Annotated in this window: 19 protein-coding genes and 1 tRNA gene; 10 read left to right on the top strand and 10 right to left on the bottom strand. The window is 35.6% G+C overall.

Annotated elements, in window-relative coordinates:
* Positions 1-3 precede the first annotated feature (3 nt).
* The 3 genes from brxL to IQ282_RS01310 all read left to right on the top strand — a co-directional run bounded on the left by brxL (position 4) and on the right by IQ282_RS01310 (position 5,860).
* Positions 4-2,013, top strand: coding sequence for a BREX system Lon protease-like protein BrxL (brxL, locus tag IQ282_RS01320; RefSeq protein ID WP_194850140.1), 2,010 nt, complete (start codon positions 4-6; stop codon positions 2,011-2,013).
* Between the two features lie 110 nt (positions 2,014-2,123).
* Positions 2,124-4,055, top strand: coding sequence for an ATP-dependent nuclease (locus IQ282_RS01315; protein WP_194850139.1), 1,932 nt, complete (start codon positions 2,124-2,126; stop codon positions 4,053-4,055).
* Positions 4,052-5,860 carry a UvrD-helicase domain-containing protein gene (locus tag IQ282_RS01310; protein WP_194850138.1) on the top strand — a complete coding sequence of 603 codons (1,809 nt, stop codon included), beginning with the start codon at positions 4,052-4,054 and terminating at the stop codon, positions 5,858-5,860. The genes IQ282_RS01315 and IQ282_RS01310 overlap by 4 nt, the downstream gene beginning before the upstream one ends.
* Before the next feature lie 14 nt (positions 5,861-5,874).
* Here the strand turns inward: IQ282_RS01310 and IQ282_RS01305 are convergent, their stop codons facing one another.
* The 7 genes from IQ282_RS01305 to IQ282_RS01275 all read right to left on the bottom strand — a co-directional run bounded on the left by IQ282_RS01305 (position 5,875) and on the right by IQ282_RS01275 (position 10,567).
* The gene (locus IQ282_RS01305; protein ID WP_194850137.1) at positions 5,875-7,455 is read right to left on the bottom strand and encodes a type IV secretory system conjugative DNA transfer family protein; all 1,581 of its coding nucleotides are present in this window, start codon (positions 7,453-7,455) and stop codon (positions 5,875-5,877) included.
* A gap of 3 nt (positions 7,456-7,458) precedes the next feature.
* Positions 7,459-8,490: a MobB family relaxase gene (gene mobB, locus IQ282_RS01300; RefSeq protein WP_194850136.1), complete on the bottom strand. Its 1,032-nt coding sequence runs from the start codon at positions 8,488-8,490 to the stop codon at positions 7,459-7,461.
* 11 nt (positions 8,491-8,501) lie between these two features.
* Positions 8,502-8,882: a BfmA/BtgA family mobilization protein gene (locus tag IQ282_RS01295; RefSeq protein ID WP_194850135.1), complete on the bottom strand. Its 381-nt coding sequence runs from the start codon at positions 8,880-8,882 to the stop codon at positions 8,502-8,504.
* Between the two features lie 432 nt (positions 8,883-9,314).
* Positions 9,315-9,512, bottom strand: a complete 198-nt coding sequence (locus IQ282_RS01290) for a hypothetical protein (protein ID WP_073100629.1) — start codon at positions 9,510-9,512, stop codon at positions 9,315-9,317.
* A gap of 21 nt (positions 9,513-9,533) precedes the next feature.
* A complete protein-coding gene (locus IQ282_RS01285) occupies positions 9,534-9,914 on the bottom strand; it encodes a DUF6876 family protein (RefSeq protein WP_073100630.1) in 381 nt (126 codons plus the stop codon).
* A 76-nt stretch (positions 9,915-9,990) separates the two neighbouring features.
* Positions 9,991-10,347 carry a single-stranded DNA-binding protein gene (locus tag IQ282_RS01280; RefSeq protein WP_073100631.1) on the bottom strand — a complete coding sequence of 119 codons (357 nt, stop codon included), beginning with the start codon at positions 10,345-10,347 and terminating at the stop codon, positions 9,991-9,993.
* 16 nt (positions 10,348-10,363) lie between these two features.
* A complete protein-coding gene (locus IQ282_RS01275; protein ID WP_073100632.1) occupies positions 10,364-10,567 on the bottom strand; it encodes a hypothetical protein in 204 nt (67 codons plus the stop codon).
* Between the two features lie 292 nt (positions 10,568-10,859).
* Here IQ282_RS01275 and IQ282_RS01270 point away from each other — a divergent pair, with 292 nt between their 5' ends.
* A complete protein-coding gene (locus IQ282_RS01270; RefSeq protein ID WP_194850134.1) occupies positions 10,860-11,087 on the top strand; it encodes a hypothetical protein in 228 nt (75 codons plus the stop codon).
* A 247-nt stretch (positions 11,088-11,334) separates the two neighbouring features.
* Positions 11,335-12,330, top strand: a complete 996-nt coding sequence (locus tag IQ282_RS01265; protein WP_073100634.1) for a YncE family protein — start codon at positions 11,335-11,337, stop codon at positions 12,328-12,330.
* Positions 12,331-12,421: 91 nt separating this feature from the next.
* Here the strand turns inward: IQ282_RS01265 and IQ282_RS01260 are convergent, their stop codons facing one another.
* Both IQ282_RS01260 and IQ282_RS01255 read right to left on the bottom strand, forming a co-directional pair.
* Entirely contained in the window at positions 12,422-13,372 is a 951-nt protein-coding gene (locus IQ282_RS01260; RefSeq protein ID WP_073100635.1) for a DUF1259 domain-containing protein, read from the bottom strand.
* A 428-nt stretch (positions 13,373-13,800) separates the two neighbouring features.
* The gene (locus IQ282_RS01255; protein WP_073100637.1) at positions 13,801-14,637 is read right to left on the bottom strand and encodes a DUF932 domain-containing protein; all 837 of its coding nucleotides are present in this window, start codon (positions 14,635-14,637) and stop codon (positions 13,801-13,803) included.
* A gap of 343 nt (positions 14,638-14,980) precedes the next feature.
* Between IQ282_RS01255 and IQ282_RS01250 the strand changes: the two genes are divergently transcribed.
* The 5 genes from IQ282_RS01250 (at position 14,981) to IQ282_RS01230 (ending at position 18,895) form a co-directional block, all read left to right on the top strand.
* Positions 14,981-15,328, top strand: coding sequence for a type II toxin-antitoxin system MqsR family toxin (locus tag IQ282_RS01250; RefSeq protein WP_194850133.1), 348 nt, complete (start codon positions 14,981-14,983; stop codon positions 15,326-15,328).
* A 3-nt stretch (positions 15,329-15,331) separates the two neighbouring features.
* Positions 15,332-16,333, top strand: coding sequence for a type II TA system antitoxin MqsA family protein (locus IQ282_RS01245; RefSeq protein ID WP_194850132.1), 1,002 nt, complete (start codon positions 15,332-15,334; stop codon positions 16,331-16,333).
* Positions 16,334-16,567: 234 nt separating this feature from the next.
* On the top strand, positions 16,568-17,011 hold the full coding sequence (locus IQ282_RS01240; protein ID WP_194850131.1) for a multiubiquitin domain-containing protein: 444 nt from the start codon (positions 16,568-16,570) through the stop codon (positions 17,009-17,011).
* A gap of 2 nt (positions 17,012-17,013) precedes the next feature.
* Complete coding sequence (locus IQ282_RS01235; RefSeq protein ID WP_194850130.1) at positions 17,014-17,385, top strand: E2/UBC family protein; 372 nt, start codon at positions 17,014-17,016, stop codon at positions 17,383-17,385.
* Positions 17,372-18,895 (top strand): ThiF family adenylyltransferase, encoded by a 1,524-nt coding sequence (locus IQ282_RS01230; RefSeq protein WP_194850129.1) that lies wholly within the window; start codon positions 17,372-17,374, stop codon positions 18,893-18,895. The genes IQ282_RS01235 and IQ282_RS01230 overlap by 14 nt, the downstream gene beginning before the upstream one ends.
* Before the next feature lie 183 nt (positions 18,896-19,078).
* Here the strand turns inward: IQ282_RS01230 and IQ282_RS01225 are convergent.
* Positions 19,079-19,151 (bottom strand) — tRNA-Met (locus IQ282_RS01225).
* Between the last annotated feature and the right edge of the window lie 214 nt (positions 19,152-19,365).

Genomic DNA, 19,365 nt, shown 5'->3' with positions numbered 1-19,365 from the left:
CCTATGAACGCACTAAATGTAAAAATAAACGAGCACTTTGCAGGTAAGGTAGTTCGTAAGGATTTAACCAAATTAGTAAAAGGTAATGCTATAGTTCCTACCTATGTTCTTGAATATTTATTAGGGCAATACTGCGCTACAGATGACGAAGCAACAATTAATGAAGGTGTAGAAACCGTTAAAAATATTATTGCCAAACATTTTGTGCATCGAGACGAGTCTCAAATAATAAAATCTACAATTCGAGAAAAAGGTTCTCATAGAATTATAGATAAAGTGGCGGTTCAGCTTAATGACAGACAGGATAGGTATGAAGCTTCATTTGCGAATCTAGGTTTAAACCGCGTTCCAATTTCAGATGCACTTATCAGAGAGCATCAAAAACTATTATCTAGTGGTGTTTGGTGCATTTTAACCTTGGCTTACTTTCCTTCAGATGAAAGAGATCATATACCTTGGATGGTTGAAAGTTTAAAACCTATTCAAGTTTCTAATGTAGATATTGAAGAATATAAAAGCGTTCGGAAACATTTTGGCAAGGAAGAATGGATGGATGTTTTATTACAATCAATTGGACTTAATCCAGAAGAATTTACATTTCGTTCAAAACTTTTACAACTAAGCAGACTTGTTCCATTTGTAGAGAACAATTATAACTTAATAGAACTAGGTCCAAAAGGAACAGGAAAGTCCCATATTTATTCTGAAATGTCACCTCACGGTATTTTAATTTCTGGTGGAGAAGTATCAAAAGCGAAACTATTTGTAAATAATAGTTCAGGTGATATAGGATTAGTTGGGTATTGGGATGTTGTTGCCTATGATGAATTTGCAGGTAAAACAAAGCGTGTAGACCGTGGCTTAGTGGATATAATGAAAAATTATATGGCTAATAAATCCTTTTCAAGAGGAACACAAGTCTATGGTGCTTCTGCTTCAATGGTATTTGTTGGAAACACAGACCATTCAGTAAAATATATGATGAAACATAGCGATCTTTTTGAGGCCTTGCCTAAGGATTATTATGACACAGCTTTCCTTGACCGTATGCACGGATATCTTCCAGGGTGGGAAGTTCAGAAATTACGAAATGAAATGTTTACTTCGCAGTACGGTTTTATTGTTGATTACCTTGCTGAAGTATTAAAGAACCTCAGGAAAGAAGATAGAACGCACGATTATACAAAATACTTTGAATTATCGAGCACAATTACTACCCGAGACAAAACATCAATTGCCAAAACATTCGCTGGTCTAATTAAAATAATCTATCCAGATAATGATTTCACTGAAGCTGATGCAAAAGAAATTTTAGATTTCGCTATTGAAAATAGAAAGCGTGTTAAAGATCAACTTCGTAAAATGGATGAAACCTTCGAAGAAGTAGATTTTAGTTACGTTAGTAAATCAACAGGAGAACATTTTCCTATCTTGACACTAGAAGAGATTGAAAATGAAGTAAAACCTACTATACAGCAAACGGAAGTTGCTGAGAACAGTCAATCGCAGAAATCCGAAAACGTTAATTTATTACTAGAACCTGGGCAAAAAATAATTAGAGATAATCAGTCTGGTATTTCCTATGATAATTTGTTTGGAGCTTATTTATTAAATGCCACTGATTTTAATATCACAGACCCATACATTAGGCTACCCTATCAGTTGCGCAACTTTATGGAACTAGCAAAACTGATTAGTGAAAAGAAAGATCCTGACACAGAAGTTAAAGTTCACTTAGTAACTAGTAATAATGAAGATTTTATAGAAAATGCGAAAGATGCATTTGAACAAATGCGCTATTCGTTGGAATCAATGGGTATCCTATTTTCCTATGAGTTTGACGATTTTATTCACGACAGATCTATTGAAATGAATAACGGATGGAAAGTGATTTTAGGGAGAGGACTAGATATTTGGCAAAAAACTGGTGGTTGGTATGATATCAATGAATACATCCAAGAAAGACGAATATGTAAGGCTTGTGAATTAACATTTGTAAAAGTTAGTTCTTAGTCTTCTTTTAATATAGATAAATTGCGTATTCCCTTTTGTGAAGGAGGAATCTCTAAAAACCATTAAAAACATTGATAAACTGATAAGCTAAAACAACCATTAATTTAAATATGTATTTATCCAACCTTTTCATCCAAAATTTCCGTGGAATCAAAGAAATGAAACTCAATTTCAATCGAAGTATTAATATACTAATCGGAGAAAACGGAAGTAACAAATCAGCAGTAATTGATGCTATAAGATTACTTTATAATATGGGCGAACCTATCCGAGATATTTCTGTTGGATTCGCGGATTTTCACGAAAGTGTAGAGAAAGATGCTGATGGTAAACTTACTATAAAAAAGGAAGAGAAGATTACTATCGCCTTTTGTTTTAGAGGCTTGTCCGCTTCTCAAAAAGGTGCATTGTATGAGTATATGGTTATAGATCCAGAGGACGATACTAATGAATATGCAAAGGTAACCTTAACTTATGAGGACAAAGGTGGCAAATATCCCATTTCCTCTTTTTTTACTGGTAATGTGGAAGGTCAAAAAGCAGACTTCAACACATTTTCTGTTTTCCAACATTATTATTTAAGTGGTTTGCGAGATAGCACGCGCGATTTATTGACAAGTCGCGGTAATGTGTTAGGTCGGGTTATAAAAAGAAGAGTCGAGAAAAATGAATCGGAAGAAATTATCGAAGGCATAATGAGAAAAGCTAACGATGAGCTTTTGGCACAATTAGAAGTTTCCGAAACTCGTGACGGCGTAAATGATAATCTTTCTGGAATCTATCAACAATTTAAAGATAATCAGATAGGGCTTCAAATTGAGCAATCCAAAACCGAATATATCGTAAACGCCATCAAACCTTTTTTACCTCATAATCGGGATAGTTTGGCAGGGGATGGATTTTCACTTTGGCAAAATAGTTTAGGCCAAAATAACCTTATTTATATAGCTACCGTACTTGGGGACATAAAGGACCAAATTGAAGAAACTAAAATTCCTCATTTTGCTTTGCTTATTGAAGAACCAGAAGCACACCTTCATCCACAACTTCAATTAAGTTTATATAGTTTTTTACGAGATTCCAGTACTTCTAAAAATAGCCAATTATTTATAACTACCCATTCGCCCACATTAACATCAAAAGTGCCTTTAAAAAACTTAATCTTATTGGATGGCAAGGCATTTCGATTAAACAAGCAATTTCAAAATAGGGTTGTGGAAGAAATTATTGAAGATACTGTCAAAGCTAAAAAATTGGGGGATGCAAATTTTAAATTTAGAAAAAATCAATTGGAAAGGTATATCGATGTTACCAAATCCCAATTGTTATTTGCCAAATCTGTTCTTTTCGTAGAGGGCATTTCGGAAGAACTTTTAATTTCAGCTTTTACGGCAGTTAATAAATACCGGTTAGAAGATTACAGAATTGAACTTGTTAATATCGGTGGCACAAGTTTTTATCCATTTATCCACTTATTTAATTCAAATCAACCAGACAAATCAATTGACAAACCTGTTTCAATTTTAACGGACAACGATAAGTTTCCTGCCTCAAAGAAAAAAGAATTTTCATTTGACAACCTTCTTGTTGAGGATTATAAAAAACTTAATGAACTGGATGCTGCTATTCAAGATGCGGAAGTCTCATCCAGAATTCCAAACATCACTTCAGCCATCAAGGAAAAAGAAACTATAAAAATTTTCTTTGCCGAAAAGACACTCGAATATGAATTGGCACTTGCGAATATTCCCAAAACAAAAGAAGGTGTCCAAAATAATTTCCTCTTTAAATACATTAAAAATAAAAGACCTGAAAAAGCAGAAGCAATTTTAAATTATATTGATACTGTGGTTTCCGAAGAACTAACTGATGACCAACAAAGAAAAGCAGCAATTCTACTCTGGAAATCATTTCCCTCAAAAGGTGATTTTTCCCAAAACTTTTCCCTCTACATTCTCAAAAATGTAAAACGGGCCCGAAAGGAATTTGTAATCCCAAAATACATTCTTAAAAGTCTAAAACATTTGAAGGGAACGGAATGAAATTAGATATTACAGAAGAATTACAAAATTATTTAGATGCAAAGGGCAGAGTCGTCTTAAATGCCTGTCCTGGTGGCGGAAAGACAACTGCAATTGCACAAAAGATAACCAACCTTGAAAAAGAATATAAAAGTACTTATGGCAATCATTCCGGAATTGCTTGTCTTTCTTTTACTAATGCTGCCAAGGATGAAATCAATTTAACATACAATGAACTTAATGGTCAATCCTTAAATTATCCGCATCAGGTAAGTACTATTGATAGTTTTATCAACACTTACATTACGTTACCCTTTTACTATCTCTTGGAAAGAAATTTTGCAAGACCACAAATTCTGGAAAACAACAAACGTTTAGATTCATTTTGGAAGACCAAATACAAGAACAGTAAAGGTCAGTTGGTGGATGGTCTAAAGAATCCTATGAATTCTTTTAAGGCAAAAACCAACAGAAGTATTTATTATCAATACTTACCATCAGAAATAAGATTAGAACCAGATGGAAGTTATTCCGTGAACGGCAACGCTCCTTCAGTTGACAAAGTTGATATAGCCGTTTTTAAAAAGTATTGCGAATATATTAAGAAATGGCAATTCGAAAAAGGTCTTATAACAACTAATGATTCTGCCTATATTGCTTTACGACTTCTCAAAAAAAATCCAAGAATCAGTAAATGGTTGGTCAAAAGGTTTCCCCATATTATTGTTGATGAAGCACAGGATAATTCGCTTATGCAACATCAAATTTTCGAAGAATTGAATAAGCAGGGTTTAAAGAATATTGAATTCATTGGCGACCCATATCAAAGCTTATATGAATTCAGGGATGCCAACCCTCAATTGTTTCTGGACAAATATAACCACGAAGACTATCAAGGTTTGGATTTATCTAATAATAGAAGGTCGCCACAGCGTATTGTAGATTGCTTTTCATTATTAAGACCAGTTGAGGAACGCACTATTAAAAGCGCCTGTAAAATAGACCTAAATGAATCTCTGATGATTTATCGTTATAAAGCAGATGATAGAGGTGATATAATCAACAATTTCGAGTTGTACTGCAATGGTAAAGGCTACCAGAAATTGAAGGTTGTTGTAAGGGGAAATGGCGTAAGAAATAAAATGCTTGGTAGGGATGCACAACAAAAACCTTGGCACAATCAACTGGCTTACGATCTAATCACGGCAAAAATAGAATATGATGACAAGAATTTGAAAGATGCTATCAACATTGCTAGAAACATCGTAATAACCTTAGAAAACCAAGGTCTCACTTTTTCAGAGTTTGGTCATTTACGAGCTAAACTAAAAACTGATTTTTTATTTAATGCACATATTATAAAATTTATAGAAGGACTGCCAGAGCTGTCAATTACTGTAGAGGAATGGTCAGATTTGTGTCCTACTTATGTAAAGGAAGTATTAAATCTCGATTTTGAAATAAACTTTGGATTGAAACAAACATCAAAATTCTTTTTAAAATCTACACGTTCCGAACCCGTTTCAGACCATTTCAATCGGGTGGACATAGAAAAGACCAGCTCGCTTACCACAGTTCATCAAGTAAAGGGAAAAACTTTGGATGCGATTCTCATATTTTTTGACGAAAGAAATCACGCAAGTAATATTAATTTCAGAGATTTAGAGCCAGATAATGAGAATTTTATTAAGGAAAAGAAACGCATAATCTACGTGGCTATGTCTAGACCTAAACACTTATTGGCTATGGCATTCCCAGAAAAAATAACCGAAGCTCAATTGAAAGCAAAATTTGGTCAGGATATTTCAATCATAAATATTGAATAAAATTTCATTGTAATTCAATTAAATATCGACCGCGCTTCATCATAAATTCGTTCAAAATTAACCTCTAATTCTACGTTGGAATACCGATTTATTTCTTGTGGAAATTCCCTTTGAATATTGGCTAATTTAAACTGAACCTTCTTATCCTTTCCGTCTGCATACGTAATAAACTCCCCTTGTTTTAATCTAAAGAAAACATCTGCCCTAATTTTTGGGATTTCCTTCTCTCCAGTAGTAATTCGAGTATCAAAATCGAGGTTATGTCCACGACTAATACTTTTAGTTGGGTCTTTAATAATTTCAAAAAAACGTTCGTAATATTTGGCGGTATCCGGGTCGTTTACTTTTCCAAAGAATTGATAGGATAGATTGCTCAATATTGCTTTACTCGCTTTATCGCCATACATCATATCATTTTGAATTTTATCCTGCATCACATAAATAGTAGAGATATTATAACTCCGTAATGTTGCAGGAATACGATGCATATTCAATAAACGAATGGTTGGCGCTTCTTCCATTAATAAAAAAGAAGGTTCACTATTCCGCACACTCATTTGTTTTGTAATTGTATGAATAATTGTTGCGATTACAGGCGAATACGAAGTCTCAAATTTTGGATTATTCACTATGGAAATGACTGCTGGGTTTTCTTCATTATTTATATTGAGTGGCACTTCGTCTGCGGATAGTACCATAAAAATGCGTTGTGTACTAATTCGTTTTAACGCATTGGCCAAAGTACTTTTCACACCTGCTGTTTGTCTTTCAGAATCTTTTCCGCTAATAAACGCATCTGCCATTGCTCTTGAAGTAGTGTTGGTTTCCAAAAATTGGATAAGGCTATCTGTATCGAGATGTTGGTAAATTGCTATTAAATGTGGTAGTGTACTATATTTAGGGTAGTCTGTTTTCAGCTTCCAAATTAATCCTCCTATTAAACCTTCGGCAGCATCATTGAAGAATTTTGTCGTGCCGGTTGTTCCACTTTCTCTTTGTTCCAACAGGTTTTCAATAAGCACCCTTGAAACTTCGTTTACGCTTTCCTCATTCTCCAAATAGCGAGGTGCTATAGGATTTACCCTATGGATGATTTTATCGAAGGAAATGACCTTAAATGGAATAGAGCTATCCTTGAAAAGTGGATATGCCATTTCGGTTAATTCAAAATCTTTGTAATCGTGGAGGATTCCGCAAAAGCCTTCTTTTCGGAAGTGCTTCAGGAATCCATAAACTACACTTTCGGTCTTTCCGCTTCCTGCAGAACCTATAACCGATGCACCACGCTTAATATTATCCAATTTGAAGTTTCCGTTGGTAGTGTCAAAATTGACTTGATACTTGGTATTATCATTTTTTGGGCTTTCAGTTTTATGCAAGAATACATACAGTCCTATATTAATTAATGTGAGAGGACAGACCAAATAGAGTGCTATTAAAATTAGTTGTGTTTTTTCGTTTAGATAAACCACAAGAACACCAAGTATCAGAAAATTGATAATGAACGCATATCTGTTTATCCGAAACATTCCATAGAAAACCGTACTGGTTAAACCAATAATTAAAAGAACCGTTAAGAGATTGTCTAACTGCATAATTTAGATTCCTATGGAACTTGATTTAATGGCCACTTCTGCACCACGTCGTAGCCTGTTAAATATTTTCATTGCCAATTGCGCTTGCGTAACAGGAATACTTGGAATCATCGGAATGCCCGCTTTGCCCATTATTTTGAAGGCCAATGCTTTTTCATTGGTGGGTAATTTCATCAATGATGCGAAATAGATTTTTGGATTCTTTGTGAAATCCTTTCTTGCCTTGTAGGTCTCCGCAAAATTCCGTTGATAGCCGAAAGTCTTATCAAAGGTTTTTTCGGCACTCTGAAAAAAATTATCACGGTCAAAACCACGTTTTACTTTATTACCGTGCATCTCCACTTCCGAAGCTTTGTGTTTACTCCCTGGCGAAAGGCTGAATGTATTGGAAGCATCCTTTCTACTCACGATAATATGAATATGACTTTGGTTTCCATCTTTTTGCATTCCCTGTACGATTCGTTTACCGTTCTGTTGGTGTGGTGCTTCACGTTCCAATTTTGCCATTTCCTTTTCTTTGCGTTTTATATTCCCTTCTAGTGTTCCACTTTCTATTTTACGGATGTCATTTTTGAGCTGAAGTATTTTTGTGGCGTAGGGTTGGTTTTCTTTAATCTGAAAGTCCGTTCCCTTAAAGGTTCGTTGATGTTCGATTTTTGCATAATATTTTATATCATCGATGGTAATCGGGCGACCGTTAATTTCCCGATTGAAGGATGCCACATAATCCTTCATCAGCTCACGAGTGTACTTTTTTAAATCTTCGCTGCTGTTCTGTAATCTGTTCAATTCGTATTTTGAAGGACTGACCGTTATGGAATAAAATTTCGGTTCGGTCTTCTTCAATTTAGCACCATTTCCATCGATATCTTTTACGACTTCTTCGGCTGAAATCTCATCGCCATATTGGTTGAAAAAGTGTTCCAGATTCTCTTGTTCAAGACCTTGGTTTTCTTTCTCTAAATAACCCACAAAATCCGCTGAACTTTGTGAATATGTGCCTCCTAATTTTTGAGGTGTGATTGTGATATACATAGCTCAAAAATTTAAAGTCCGTTATTGTGATTTTGCTTTTCTCTGAATCGCACTTCCTTCTTTTTTTCTAAAAATTTCTTCTCTAAAATCAAAGGTTTCTTTGTTGGTGTTTCCGTTTGAAAAAGTGATTCTATCATCGCGACCGTTGGTTTGGTTTGGGTCTTTTCCATATCTCGCATTATAGCGATTACCGCATTGATACGTTTCTTAATAGAAGTTTCGATTGTCCGACCGGTCGGACCCAATTTTTCCTTTGGCGATATCTCGTTGTAGAAGAAAAAATCGAGCATCGTTGCCATCGCTTCTGTATGCGATTTGAAGTGTGTTCTTGAAAATTCTTGAAAACGTTTTGCTGTTTCCTTTTTGAATCTAATTCCTATAAATGTGTCCATATTTCGCCGATTTGTCGCAAAATCTTCCCTAAAAATGGGCGTTTCCAGCCCGTTTGTCGCAAATCGTTGATTGTCAGGAAATTAAAATATATTCAAATCGCTGATAATCAGCTATTTGAAAACGAAAAGGAATCCGAAACATCGCGCAGCGTGTTACCCTCTTGCTACTCCTTTTCGCCCCGAGTTCTCGGGGCAAAAATTTCGTACAATTCGGCTAAAAGCCAATTGCCAATTTCAGGGAAAAGATTTCCCGTTATGTAATTTTTCGATGGGCAGGGTTATCGGCGAAAGTCAAAAAATGGATTCCCCTGCGTAAAATTGAATGCTGAATTTCAGCGAAATAAAGATAAGGATTTTTATTGAACTGGATATGTTTTAGCAAAAAAAGACCTCTGAAAATTCAAAGGTCTTTCCGTTCCTATTTGGACAATTTCAGATATTAAACACATAGGTATAACTGTATAAATTCCTTCGTGCTTCTTCCTCGATCATTACCTCAAAATTGGTGCAATGCTTTTTTGAATACTTCCGAATATCATCGCCAAATTTTTGCTCGACGTCCTTTTTTGAACTTTCCAAAAGACGTTCTTGGGCATCCCCGTTCAGGTCTGAAAAATTTAGATAGATCATAATTTTTAGGTTTTGAAGGGGTTAGTATTCGCTCGGTAACATCAGTGTATTATTTACAAAAAACAACCGCAGTTCATCGAGCGGAAAATCAGTCGCCCGATACCCGTGTTTTTCCAAAATATTATCATTTCCATCCGTGTAGATTATCTCAGCTTCGTAGCCCGTAAAATCCTGTTTGTCCTCGGACAATCTCTTGAAGTCGATAGTAATAAATTCGCTTCGGTTCATTAGGCTTTTTGCGATTATAGAAGTGTCCGTAATGAGCCAAAAACATTCGGCAGCTTCCGCCAAATATTTCAGTCCGTTTGTGTAACGGGTTCTTAATAATGGGATTTGAAATATGGTTTCTGAACCGTGAAAATGTTGCAATCCCTCTTTGATTTCGTTAACTTGTGTTTTCATTGTTATCTAATTTTAATTAATGGATAATGAAAAAGAGGGCGCAACTTTAGACGGAAACGCCCTCTTTATTTTTAAATTAATCGGCTGAATTATTGCCGTTCTTAGTTCCCAACAAAAGGATTTCATTGGCTTCCACTTCGGTAACATATCTTTTGATACCGTCCTTGTCCTCGTAGCTTCGGGATTTCAGTTTTCCCGTTACCCCGATTTCTTTGCCCTTTCCGGCATATTTCTCGATGATTTCGGCAGTTTTGCCCCAGGCTACTATCGTGTGCCATTCGGTATTTTGGATTTTTTCGCCCTCGCTGTTTTTGTAATACTCATTTGTGGCGAGTGAAAGACGGGCTACCTTTTTACCGCTTTCAAGGTTCGTGATTTGTGGCTCTTGGCCAACGTTTCCGATTAACTGTACGTGATTTTTTAAAGTACTCATAATAAAAGAATTAAGATTAATTAAGGCTACCCGAACCCTTCGGATAGTTTGCGTTTATGTTTTTTTGAAGTGATTTACTTATTATATCCAGAGCGTTTTCCTTTTTTGTTTTTTTTAGTCCCGCTTCCTTTTTGATGTTTTTGTAAGATTTCATAAGTTTCGATTTTGATTTACTTCCCATAGAGCCGTCCGCTGTTACCTTTTTTTGTTGCTGATACATTTTCAATATTTGGAATTAATAAGGAGTTATAAAAGGGAGGCACGACCGGTTATGCACTCCGTTTAACTTCCAAATGTTGGTATTTTGCTTACAAAAAAGGGTAGGGACAGCGGCGGTGCGGGAGTAGTTCTAAATGCCTTTTGTGAAGTACAAAAACATAGGAAGCGGGACTAAATGATTAAATGGAATTCCTATGAAAAGCGGACTCCGTTACCTATTTCACCTTGGAATGGAGTGCGCTTCCCAGCAGGGCGGGAAGGGCAAGCGGAATGGAAAGCAGAAATCGGGGATGGTGTCCAAGACCTTAGTAGGAAAGCTCTTTGCCCGGAATGTAGCTTTTCGCGAAATGCAGCGGCAATGTGCTGACCGGGTTATGAAAACGGATTATCCTTTGAGTAGGATTAAAAGCGGACTTGACTTCAAAGGTGTAGATGGGAATGGAGCGTTCCTGCGTATTTCAGCAGGATTAGCGCAATGGAAATCGGAAGCTTTGGGGTCGTGTCCAAGACCTTTGGAATGAAGCGCTTTTCCCGGAATGAAGCTTTTTCAGCGGAATGTAGGGGAATGGGCTGAGTGGGATAAAAACTATTATTTGTAATTCAACCATTAATTTTTCAGCATAAAATAAGGGGCGATAATAAGTTATATGACTTTTGTCTTTTGTCGGAATCCGGACTTATAAGTTTGTATATTGTAGGGATATAAATGAGTTGGTGGCTATGTAAACAATAAGCTAAAATGGCTCCAAAACTTTAAATTTTAAGGAAATGGATAAAAAAACAATTTTAAATTTTTCTTTTTTGTTCCTTCTCTTGTTTAATGGGTGTAAGGCACAAAATCAAAGCAATTCACTTCAATTAATTGCAACAGTTCCCTTGTCCGAAGTAAGAGGGCGAATTGACCATTTAAGTTATAACAACGGGCAACAAATACTTTATGTAGCTGCATTGGGCAACAATACCATTGAAGTGGTTGATTTAAAAAGCAAAAAAATCATCCATACTATAGAGAATTTAAACGAACCCCAAGGTGTCGTTTACCTTCCTGAAAGCAACTCCATTTTTGTTGCAAATGGCGGTAACGGGGTTTGCGAGGTTTTCAATGCAACCACTTTTGATAAAAAGACTTCAATAAAACTACCGGATGATGCCGATAATGTTCGTTACGATCCTACAGATAAAAAAATTTATGTGGGTTATGGCAACGGCGGCATTGCCATAATTGATGCCACTACCTTTAATCTTATTGCCAAAATACAACTTTCAGGACATCCGGAATCTTTTCAAATAGACGAAGCTGCAAAAAAAATGTATGTAAATGTTCCCGGTAAAAAGCTTGTTGAGATTATCGATTTAAATAAAAATAGGGTGGTTGATAAATGGAAAGTGACAAAAGCAAAGTCAAATTTCCCAATGAGCCTAGATGCAGTGCACCATCGTTTATTTATAGGATGTTGGCACGCCCCAATGCTCTTAATATTGGACACACAAACGGGAAATAAAATTTCTTCTTTGGATATTGACAGGGATGTGGATGATATTTTTTACAGCCCCCAAAACGAACAGTTATATTTGAGCTGTGGCGCTGGTTATATCGATGTATTTAATCAAATTAATGCCGACACCTATACAACCGAAGGAAAAATTTCGACTGGTTCGGGTGCGAGGACATCCCTTTTTATTCCAGAACTAAACCAATTAATGGTTGCATCTCCTTCGGATTTTAATAGTGAAGCTTCAATATTGATTTATATGGTGAAATAAAAATAACACACCATCAATAAAACAACAAAAAGTTTAAATGTTTGATCGAACTTTGGCGGTAATTTTTAACGGTCATTTTGGGTTTTCTAAATTATTGAATTGAGGAAGTTTGTTCTAATGCAGCCTTAAATCCTTCTGCAAGTTCTTCCGGGTTTCCCTTGGCCCAAAAATGCATATAAAACAATCGGGGTTCCTCAAAAAGCATATGATTATGTAGTGCTGCAACTTCAATATTGTTTTTCACCAATTCTGTAATGACCGCATTCACTTCGTCGGCTCTCATTACAAAGTCGCCTGTTATAATAGCCTCATTTTTATTGATGGCCTGAAAGCCAATTGCGGTTGCAATGCCAAAAGTTGAGGGCATTGTTTCGCCATTCATAGTAATTGACCCTTTTCTGGGAAAACCAAATTTCAATAAATTTCCACTTTCTTTGCCATTCGAACCCAAGATTTTCTTTACCGGAGCCCAATCCATTTCTTTTTTCTCACTTTCACTTTTGGTTTCGGTCAATGGTGTAGCGGTAAGCGCATAAGCACCTTTCATAATTTTAGATAATTCCAGAGCGTCCCCGTTCCCCGCAATGTGCATATAAATCAGTCGGGGCTGTTCACGTAACAAATGATTATGAATAGCGGTTATTACAATGCCGTTTTCCTTCAAATAAGGTAGAACCCTAGGGATTTCGGTGTCCAGCATTACCATATCCCCCATAATTTGTGTTTTGTTCCCCATCGGGCGGTATGCTATCCAAGAAGTGTATGCCAAACCGGCCTCCACAGGCGCTCCATCAATTTTTAGGTGAATATCAGTACGGGGAAAGGTCACTTTGTAAAATTCCTTATTGTCCGCTAGTTTCTTGTTCCAGAAACTGTCTATTTCCTCAACCCTAAATGAATTTTGTTGGACTAAATCCGTTGAATCCTGAGAAACGGATTTTTCCAGATTTGATGTGTTCTTATCTTCTTTAGGTTTTTCATTGCGATTATTACAGGCAGTTAATAATCCAAAAAGACTTAATAAAATCAGTATTTTTTTCATCTTAAGTATTATTTTTATTTAGACTTACTTTTTGTAAAGTTAAGAAAAGCTATGAGTGAATTGAATTAAAAATTGAAGTAAGTTAAAAAAGAGTTTTACCAATTTATTTATGCACACACATTGACCCGACCTGAAATATGAAAATGGATTATCCTCTTGAAGTAGGATTTAAAGCGGACTTAACTTTTAAGGTGTAGATGGGAATGGAGCGTTCCTGCGTATTTCAGCAGGATTAGCGCAATGGGAATCGGAAGCTTTGGAGTCGAGTCCAAGACCTTTGGTAATGAAGCGCTTTTCCCGGAATGGAGCTTTTCGCGGAATGCAGGGGAATGGGCTGAGTGGGATTGCAAAGCCAACTTTCCAATTAAATCCTTTTGCTGAAAATAGGAAAAATCCAGTTTGAGGTACTGGATGAACCTTTAATAGCATTAAGCCATTTCATAAACGGCATCGAACAGTTTTTTGTCCAAGCGTTCTTGTTGTGAAAAGCTTTTCTTCAATGTATTGTGAAGCATTTGATTAAAAGCATTATAGCCTATCCATAAATTGGGAACTTCATTGAGCAGCAACGCTTCATTATCAAGAATTTCAAGGACTTCCCGGGATTTCTTTGAAGGATCATTGTTCCTATCACTACATTCATACCGGAACAATCTCGTGCTTTCCAGAATTTCTTTTACAAATTCCTTGGTGTCGATAATTTCAAATTCCCTCATTCTGTCGAACTTCTTGGTAATGCTATAAAATTCATTATCCACGAACTTATCGAACAAATTGTTCAACCTTGGCATTATCAAGTCGGTATTGTTCTTACTGTGCTTGATGGAAAACTCGATTTCCGCCTGTGAAACGTGAAGGCCATTGGAGCATACTTGCCGGTAAAAGCCAAAATGCCCCGATGTTTTTTCGCTACCATCATAGGAATTCTTAAACCGCAGCATCGGCAGTATCAGGTCTTTTTCGTTCTTTACCGAAAACTGGCTTTTATCGTCGATGATAAAGTCGGTAATGAAAGACCTATCATTCCTGTTGATCGTCCGTTTCTGATAATTCAGTCCGGCATCAGTCAACATTTCCTCTGCTTTCTTAAAGAATAGTTCGTTCGGTACGTGGCCGTAGCTGTTCGATACCACGTTGACAATTTTGCCATTTGAAATTATGGTATTTTCAAGTCCCCTTCGGGATTCCATCTGGGTCAGGCTTTTCAAGGATTTCATTTCTGATGGAACGAAGATTTCATCCTGCTGTAAATTTGATAAATACATAACATTTGATTTTAGTTAAACAATTAATATTTAAGCTAGAACCAAACGGAAGATAAAATCTCAGCTCAAAAGGAAACGGAATAAAAGGAGTGAGAAACGAGCCCGATTATGCCGTAGTCTTTTGATGGGAGTATTTTACGAGTTTACCTTTGCGCATATATTGATTGAATACTCTCTCTCTTCAAAAAGTGCGCTCTCATTTAATGGTGCAGGCTTTGAATTGTTTTTAAACGAAATTTATTTATCACTTTAAAGTTGTTTTTAAAACTTAAAGATGTATATTTATCACTTTAAAGTTGTTTTGAAAGAAAAATTACATATATTTGCAATATGATTTTTAGGTATGAGTTCCAAACAGGAAGTAAAAAAATTCTTAAAAGAGTTTCACATTAAGATGAAAATGTGGGATATTTTGTTTCTCGATGAACGAGATAAAAACTCCCAAACCCTTTCGGACCTTGAACTTATGCCGAATGAAAGAAAAAAAATAATTGAAAAATTAGAAATTGATGATTACTGCGAAGGTCCTTTAAAAGAAACTCAATATGGAGGTTCTGAAATGTGGGTTTTTGGCAGGATGTTACGGCGGAGGGAAATATACATCAAGATCACTCTTGGAGCGTTAAATACAAGTGTGATTTGTATCTCTTTTCATATAGCGGAGTACAAAATGAACTATCAATTTAAGTAATTTATGAAAAGTCCAATTACAGGTAAGGAAATGTCGGTTGAAGTTAGAAATATGGAATTGACTTTTAGAAAAGAGTCCTTTCCAGTAAGTTATCCTAGTTTCTTCTGCCAAGACAGCAGTCAGTATTTTACATCTACTGAGTTTGATACTATTAAAATGAAACAAGTTTATAACCAGTATCGAGATAAGTATAACCTTCCATTTCCAGAAGAGATTAGGGAAATACGTTCTAAATATAAGCTTTCAGCATCTAAAATGGCGGAAATTTTAGGTTTCGGAATTAACAGCTATAGAAATTATGAAAATGGTGAAGTACCTAATCAGTCTAATGCTAATTTGATTCAGCTAGCTAATGATCCTGTTAAATTTAAGTCACTTGTTGAAATGAGCAATGCTTATGAAAGTGGTTCAAAAGAATGGAAAGAACTTTTAAGCAGAATAGATCATCTAATACAAAAAAAACGCAACAAACGTTTTGCTTTGATATTTGAAGATTATTTACTGGGCGATAAACTCCCGGATAATCACACCGGATATTTAAGGCCAAACATAAAGAAGCTGACAGAGATGGTCGTTTTTTTTGCGGAAACAATGACACCTTTCGTCACACAGTTGAACAAGTTATTATTCTATGCTGATTTTCTACATTATAGAGAAGAAGCTGTTTCAATGAGTGGAACTCGATACCGGGCTATAAATATGGGACCTGTTCCAAACAATTATAATAGCATTTATGATTTTATGAATACTAAGGATGCTATTGATATAATTGAAAGAGAGTATGATTGGGGGTATAGCAAAGAGTTCAAATCTAGAAAAAAATTTGAAAGGAGTTTATTCAGTAATCTGGAGTTAAAGATTTTGGATACGGTAAAAAGTAAATTCGAGAAAATGTCAACCACAGAAATTGTCAACTTTAGTCATTTAGAAGATGCGTGGATTGAAAATTTTGAAAATGGAAAAAGTTTAATTGATTATAAATATGCGTTCAACCTAAAAATATAGGCCGATAAAAAAAAGAAAATCCAATCTATTGCGGTAACAATAAATTGGATTAAAAATATGGGAATTAAAGTTTTGTGGACTCTATATAAGGCTTATCACCTTATGCTTTCCCTTTTTTAGTTGTACAAAGGTATTAAAATTTGCATCATATGCAACTAATATCCATACAACTCTTACCTGAATAGTATTCTCAGACTATTTTAAAGAATGAGATAATTCCTAAAAATATATAAAATGGGAAAATTTAGCTTTAGAGTAAACAGAAAAAAATATGAATCTGAAAACTCTACAATAACAGGGAAAGAGATATTAATGATTTCAGGTTGTGAGCCTATAGAAGATTTTGAACTTCTCAAAAAAATCAACGAGGCAGGCTTTGAACCCGTCCAACTTGATGAAAAAATTGATCTTAATGATCCAGGGATCGAAGGATTTAAAGCGAAGCTCTTCAAAAAGTTGACAATCTATGTTGATGATGAGCCTGTTGATGTAGATGAATTTATTATGACGCCAAACGAGATTATCAAAGAAACAGGTAAAAATCCAGAAGGTTTTTATTTGAAGCAAATCGATGGCCATAAAGAAATAGGTTATAAAAATGATCGGGACTACCAAATCAGAATTGAGAATGGTCTCAAATTTATTACCTGTAAATTAGCCCCTACAACTGTTTCATAATTATGGGAAATCAAGAAATTTTGAAACAATTGATTGAGCGAAATTTTGAAGCTTGGATGCACACAAATGGTTTTGTGTGCTTCAAGTTCAAAATAACTCACGGAAAATTTAAAGATAGGGAAGTAGAAATTGCACTTGATGCAAAACAATTCCCTCTTAACCCACCATCTGGTCCATACATAAAGCCACACTTACTCCCAATTACTGGTGGAGGTGGTAAACATCCTTACGGAGCCATTCACGACAGAAAAAAGCCTACTTCGGAGTTTCAATATTGGAGTAGACCTCTGAATGGGTGGAAGTCTGGAATGGATATGGACGATTATTTGGCCTTTATAAGAACGTTATTTGATTTTACAGATGATGAAGTATAGTGTATCAATGACAGAGGATATAGACTTATCCCTTTCAAACCATCTTATAAGAGAAGATAATCAGGAAGATTTATGTTTTGCATTTTATAAACTTTCTACCGGAAAACGAAGAATCACAGCGCTTATTAATGATATAATTTTCCCCGAATTAGATGATAGAAATATTCACGGTAATGTAAGTTTCAATCCTGACTACTTTGATAAAGTAACCTCCTACGCGCTAAAAAACAAATATGGAATTATCTTTATACATAGTCATCCCTATCCAGGTTGGCAAAGTATGAGTAGTGATGATGTTGATGCGGAAACAATGCTTGCTCCACGAGTTAAAGCTATTACCGGTTTGCCGGTAGTAGGTATGACAATTGGTTCAGATGGAACTTGGAGTGCAAGGTTTTGGGAAAAGACGGCATCAAAAACTTATAATATACAGTGGTGTGAGTCGGTAAGGGTCGTAGGTTATGGTCTAAAAATACATTATAACCAAAATCTCAAGCCTAAACCCAAATTCGGGAAGGAATTTTCGAGGACGATATCTTCTTGGGGAACGTCAAAACAAGAGGACATTTCTAGAATGAAAATCGGGATTGTTGGAATGGGTAGCGTAGGATCTATAATTGCGGAGGCACTTCTTAGAACAGGAATTGAAGATTTAGTTTTTATTGATTTTGACACTATTGAACGCAAAAATTTAGACCGTCTACTTGCGGCTAGCGAAGGAGATATAGGTAAGTTTAAAGTGGATTTTCAAAAAAACAGACTTCACGATGTAAACCTCAGAAAAGGATTAACAATCGAAGCGCTACCATATAGTATTACAGAAAAACAAGGTTTAGAGGCTGCCCTTGATTGTGATCTTCTATTCTCCTGCGTAGATATGCCACTTCCTAGGTTTACCTTGGATGGCATATCATACTCCAACTTTATACCTGTAATTGATGGTGGTATTGATACCAATCCAAATTCAGACTTATCAAATATTGATCAAGCAAGATGGAAAGCACATACTGTTGGTCCACAAAGAATATGTATGCAATGTTTAGGTCAATACACCCCATCAGATGTTTCATTAGAGCAAAGTGGGGAATTAGACAATCCTACATATATTAAGGGTTTACCTAAAGATCATTTCGTAAACCGTGGAGAAAATGTGTTCGGCTTTAGTTTAAGTCTAGCAGGTATGGAAATCCAACAATTTCTGTCAATGGTTTTGCAACCTAAAGGAATTTATTATGGCCCAAAAGAAATGGACTTCAATTTTGGAAATATTGATTTTGATTTTGAAAATTCCTGTGTGAAAGATTGTCATATCAAGTCGCAAACAGGTCAAGGCGATAATTTCAACAAAATTTTATTGTTTGATCATCCTAGTGCAGAAAAATCTAGAAACAATTTGCAACGATCTATAACACCGAGAACGGAAAGTGCAAATGCAGACACAAATCTAGATACAGAATCATTTATGAAAAGAGCAATTAGAAAATTAAAGAATTTATTTAGTGATTCTTAAAAGGCATTCCTTTTTTTTTAATCAAAAAATATAATCTATATGAAATCATTTAATTTAAATGTATCTAGTTCCAATTGATGATGTTTGCTATGAGAGTTTGTAAATTATTAAAATGTTGTACCTATGTTGTACCCAGTTCATAAAAAAAGGCTTCACATTTCTGTGAAGCCTTGTCTTTGCTAGTAGCGGGAACTGGACTCGAACCAGTGACCTTCGGGTTATGAGCCCGACGAGCTACCTACTGCTCTATCCCGCGATTTAATCTCTTGCTTATCAAATGGCTTTAAACCTTCAACTCATAACGTTGACGATAAACAAATCCCTTTCTTTTGAACGGGACGGCAAATATAGCACTGTTTTACATTATCCACAACTTTATTTAAAGATAGATTAGCATCTATTGTTAAACTCTTCTCAAATCACACAGGCTTAGGCTTTCTACGTATCATTTAGAGTAGATTTAAAAGAAA

Source organism: Nonlabens antarcticus (assembly GCF_015356755.1).
Lineage (GTDB): Bacteria > Bacteroidota > Bacteroidia > Flavobacteriales > Flavobacteriaceae > Nonlabens > Nonlabens antarcticus.
Note: the sequence above shows the minus strand (reverse complement) of the source record. Positions and strands in the feature narration are given on the sequence as shown.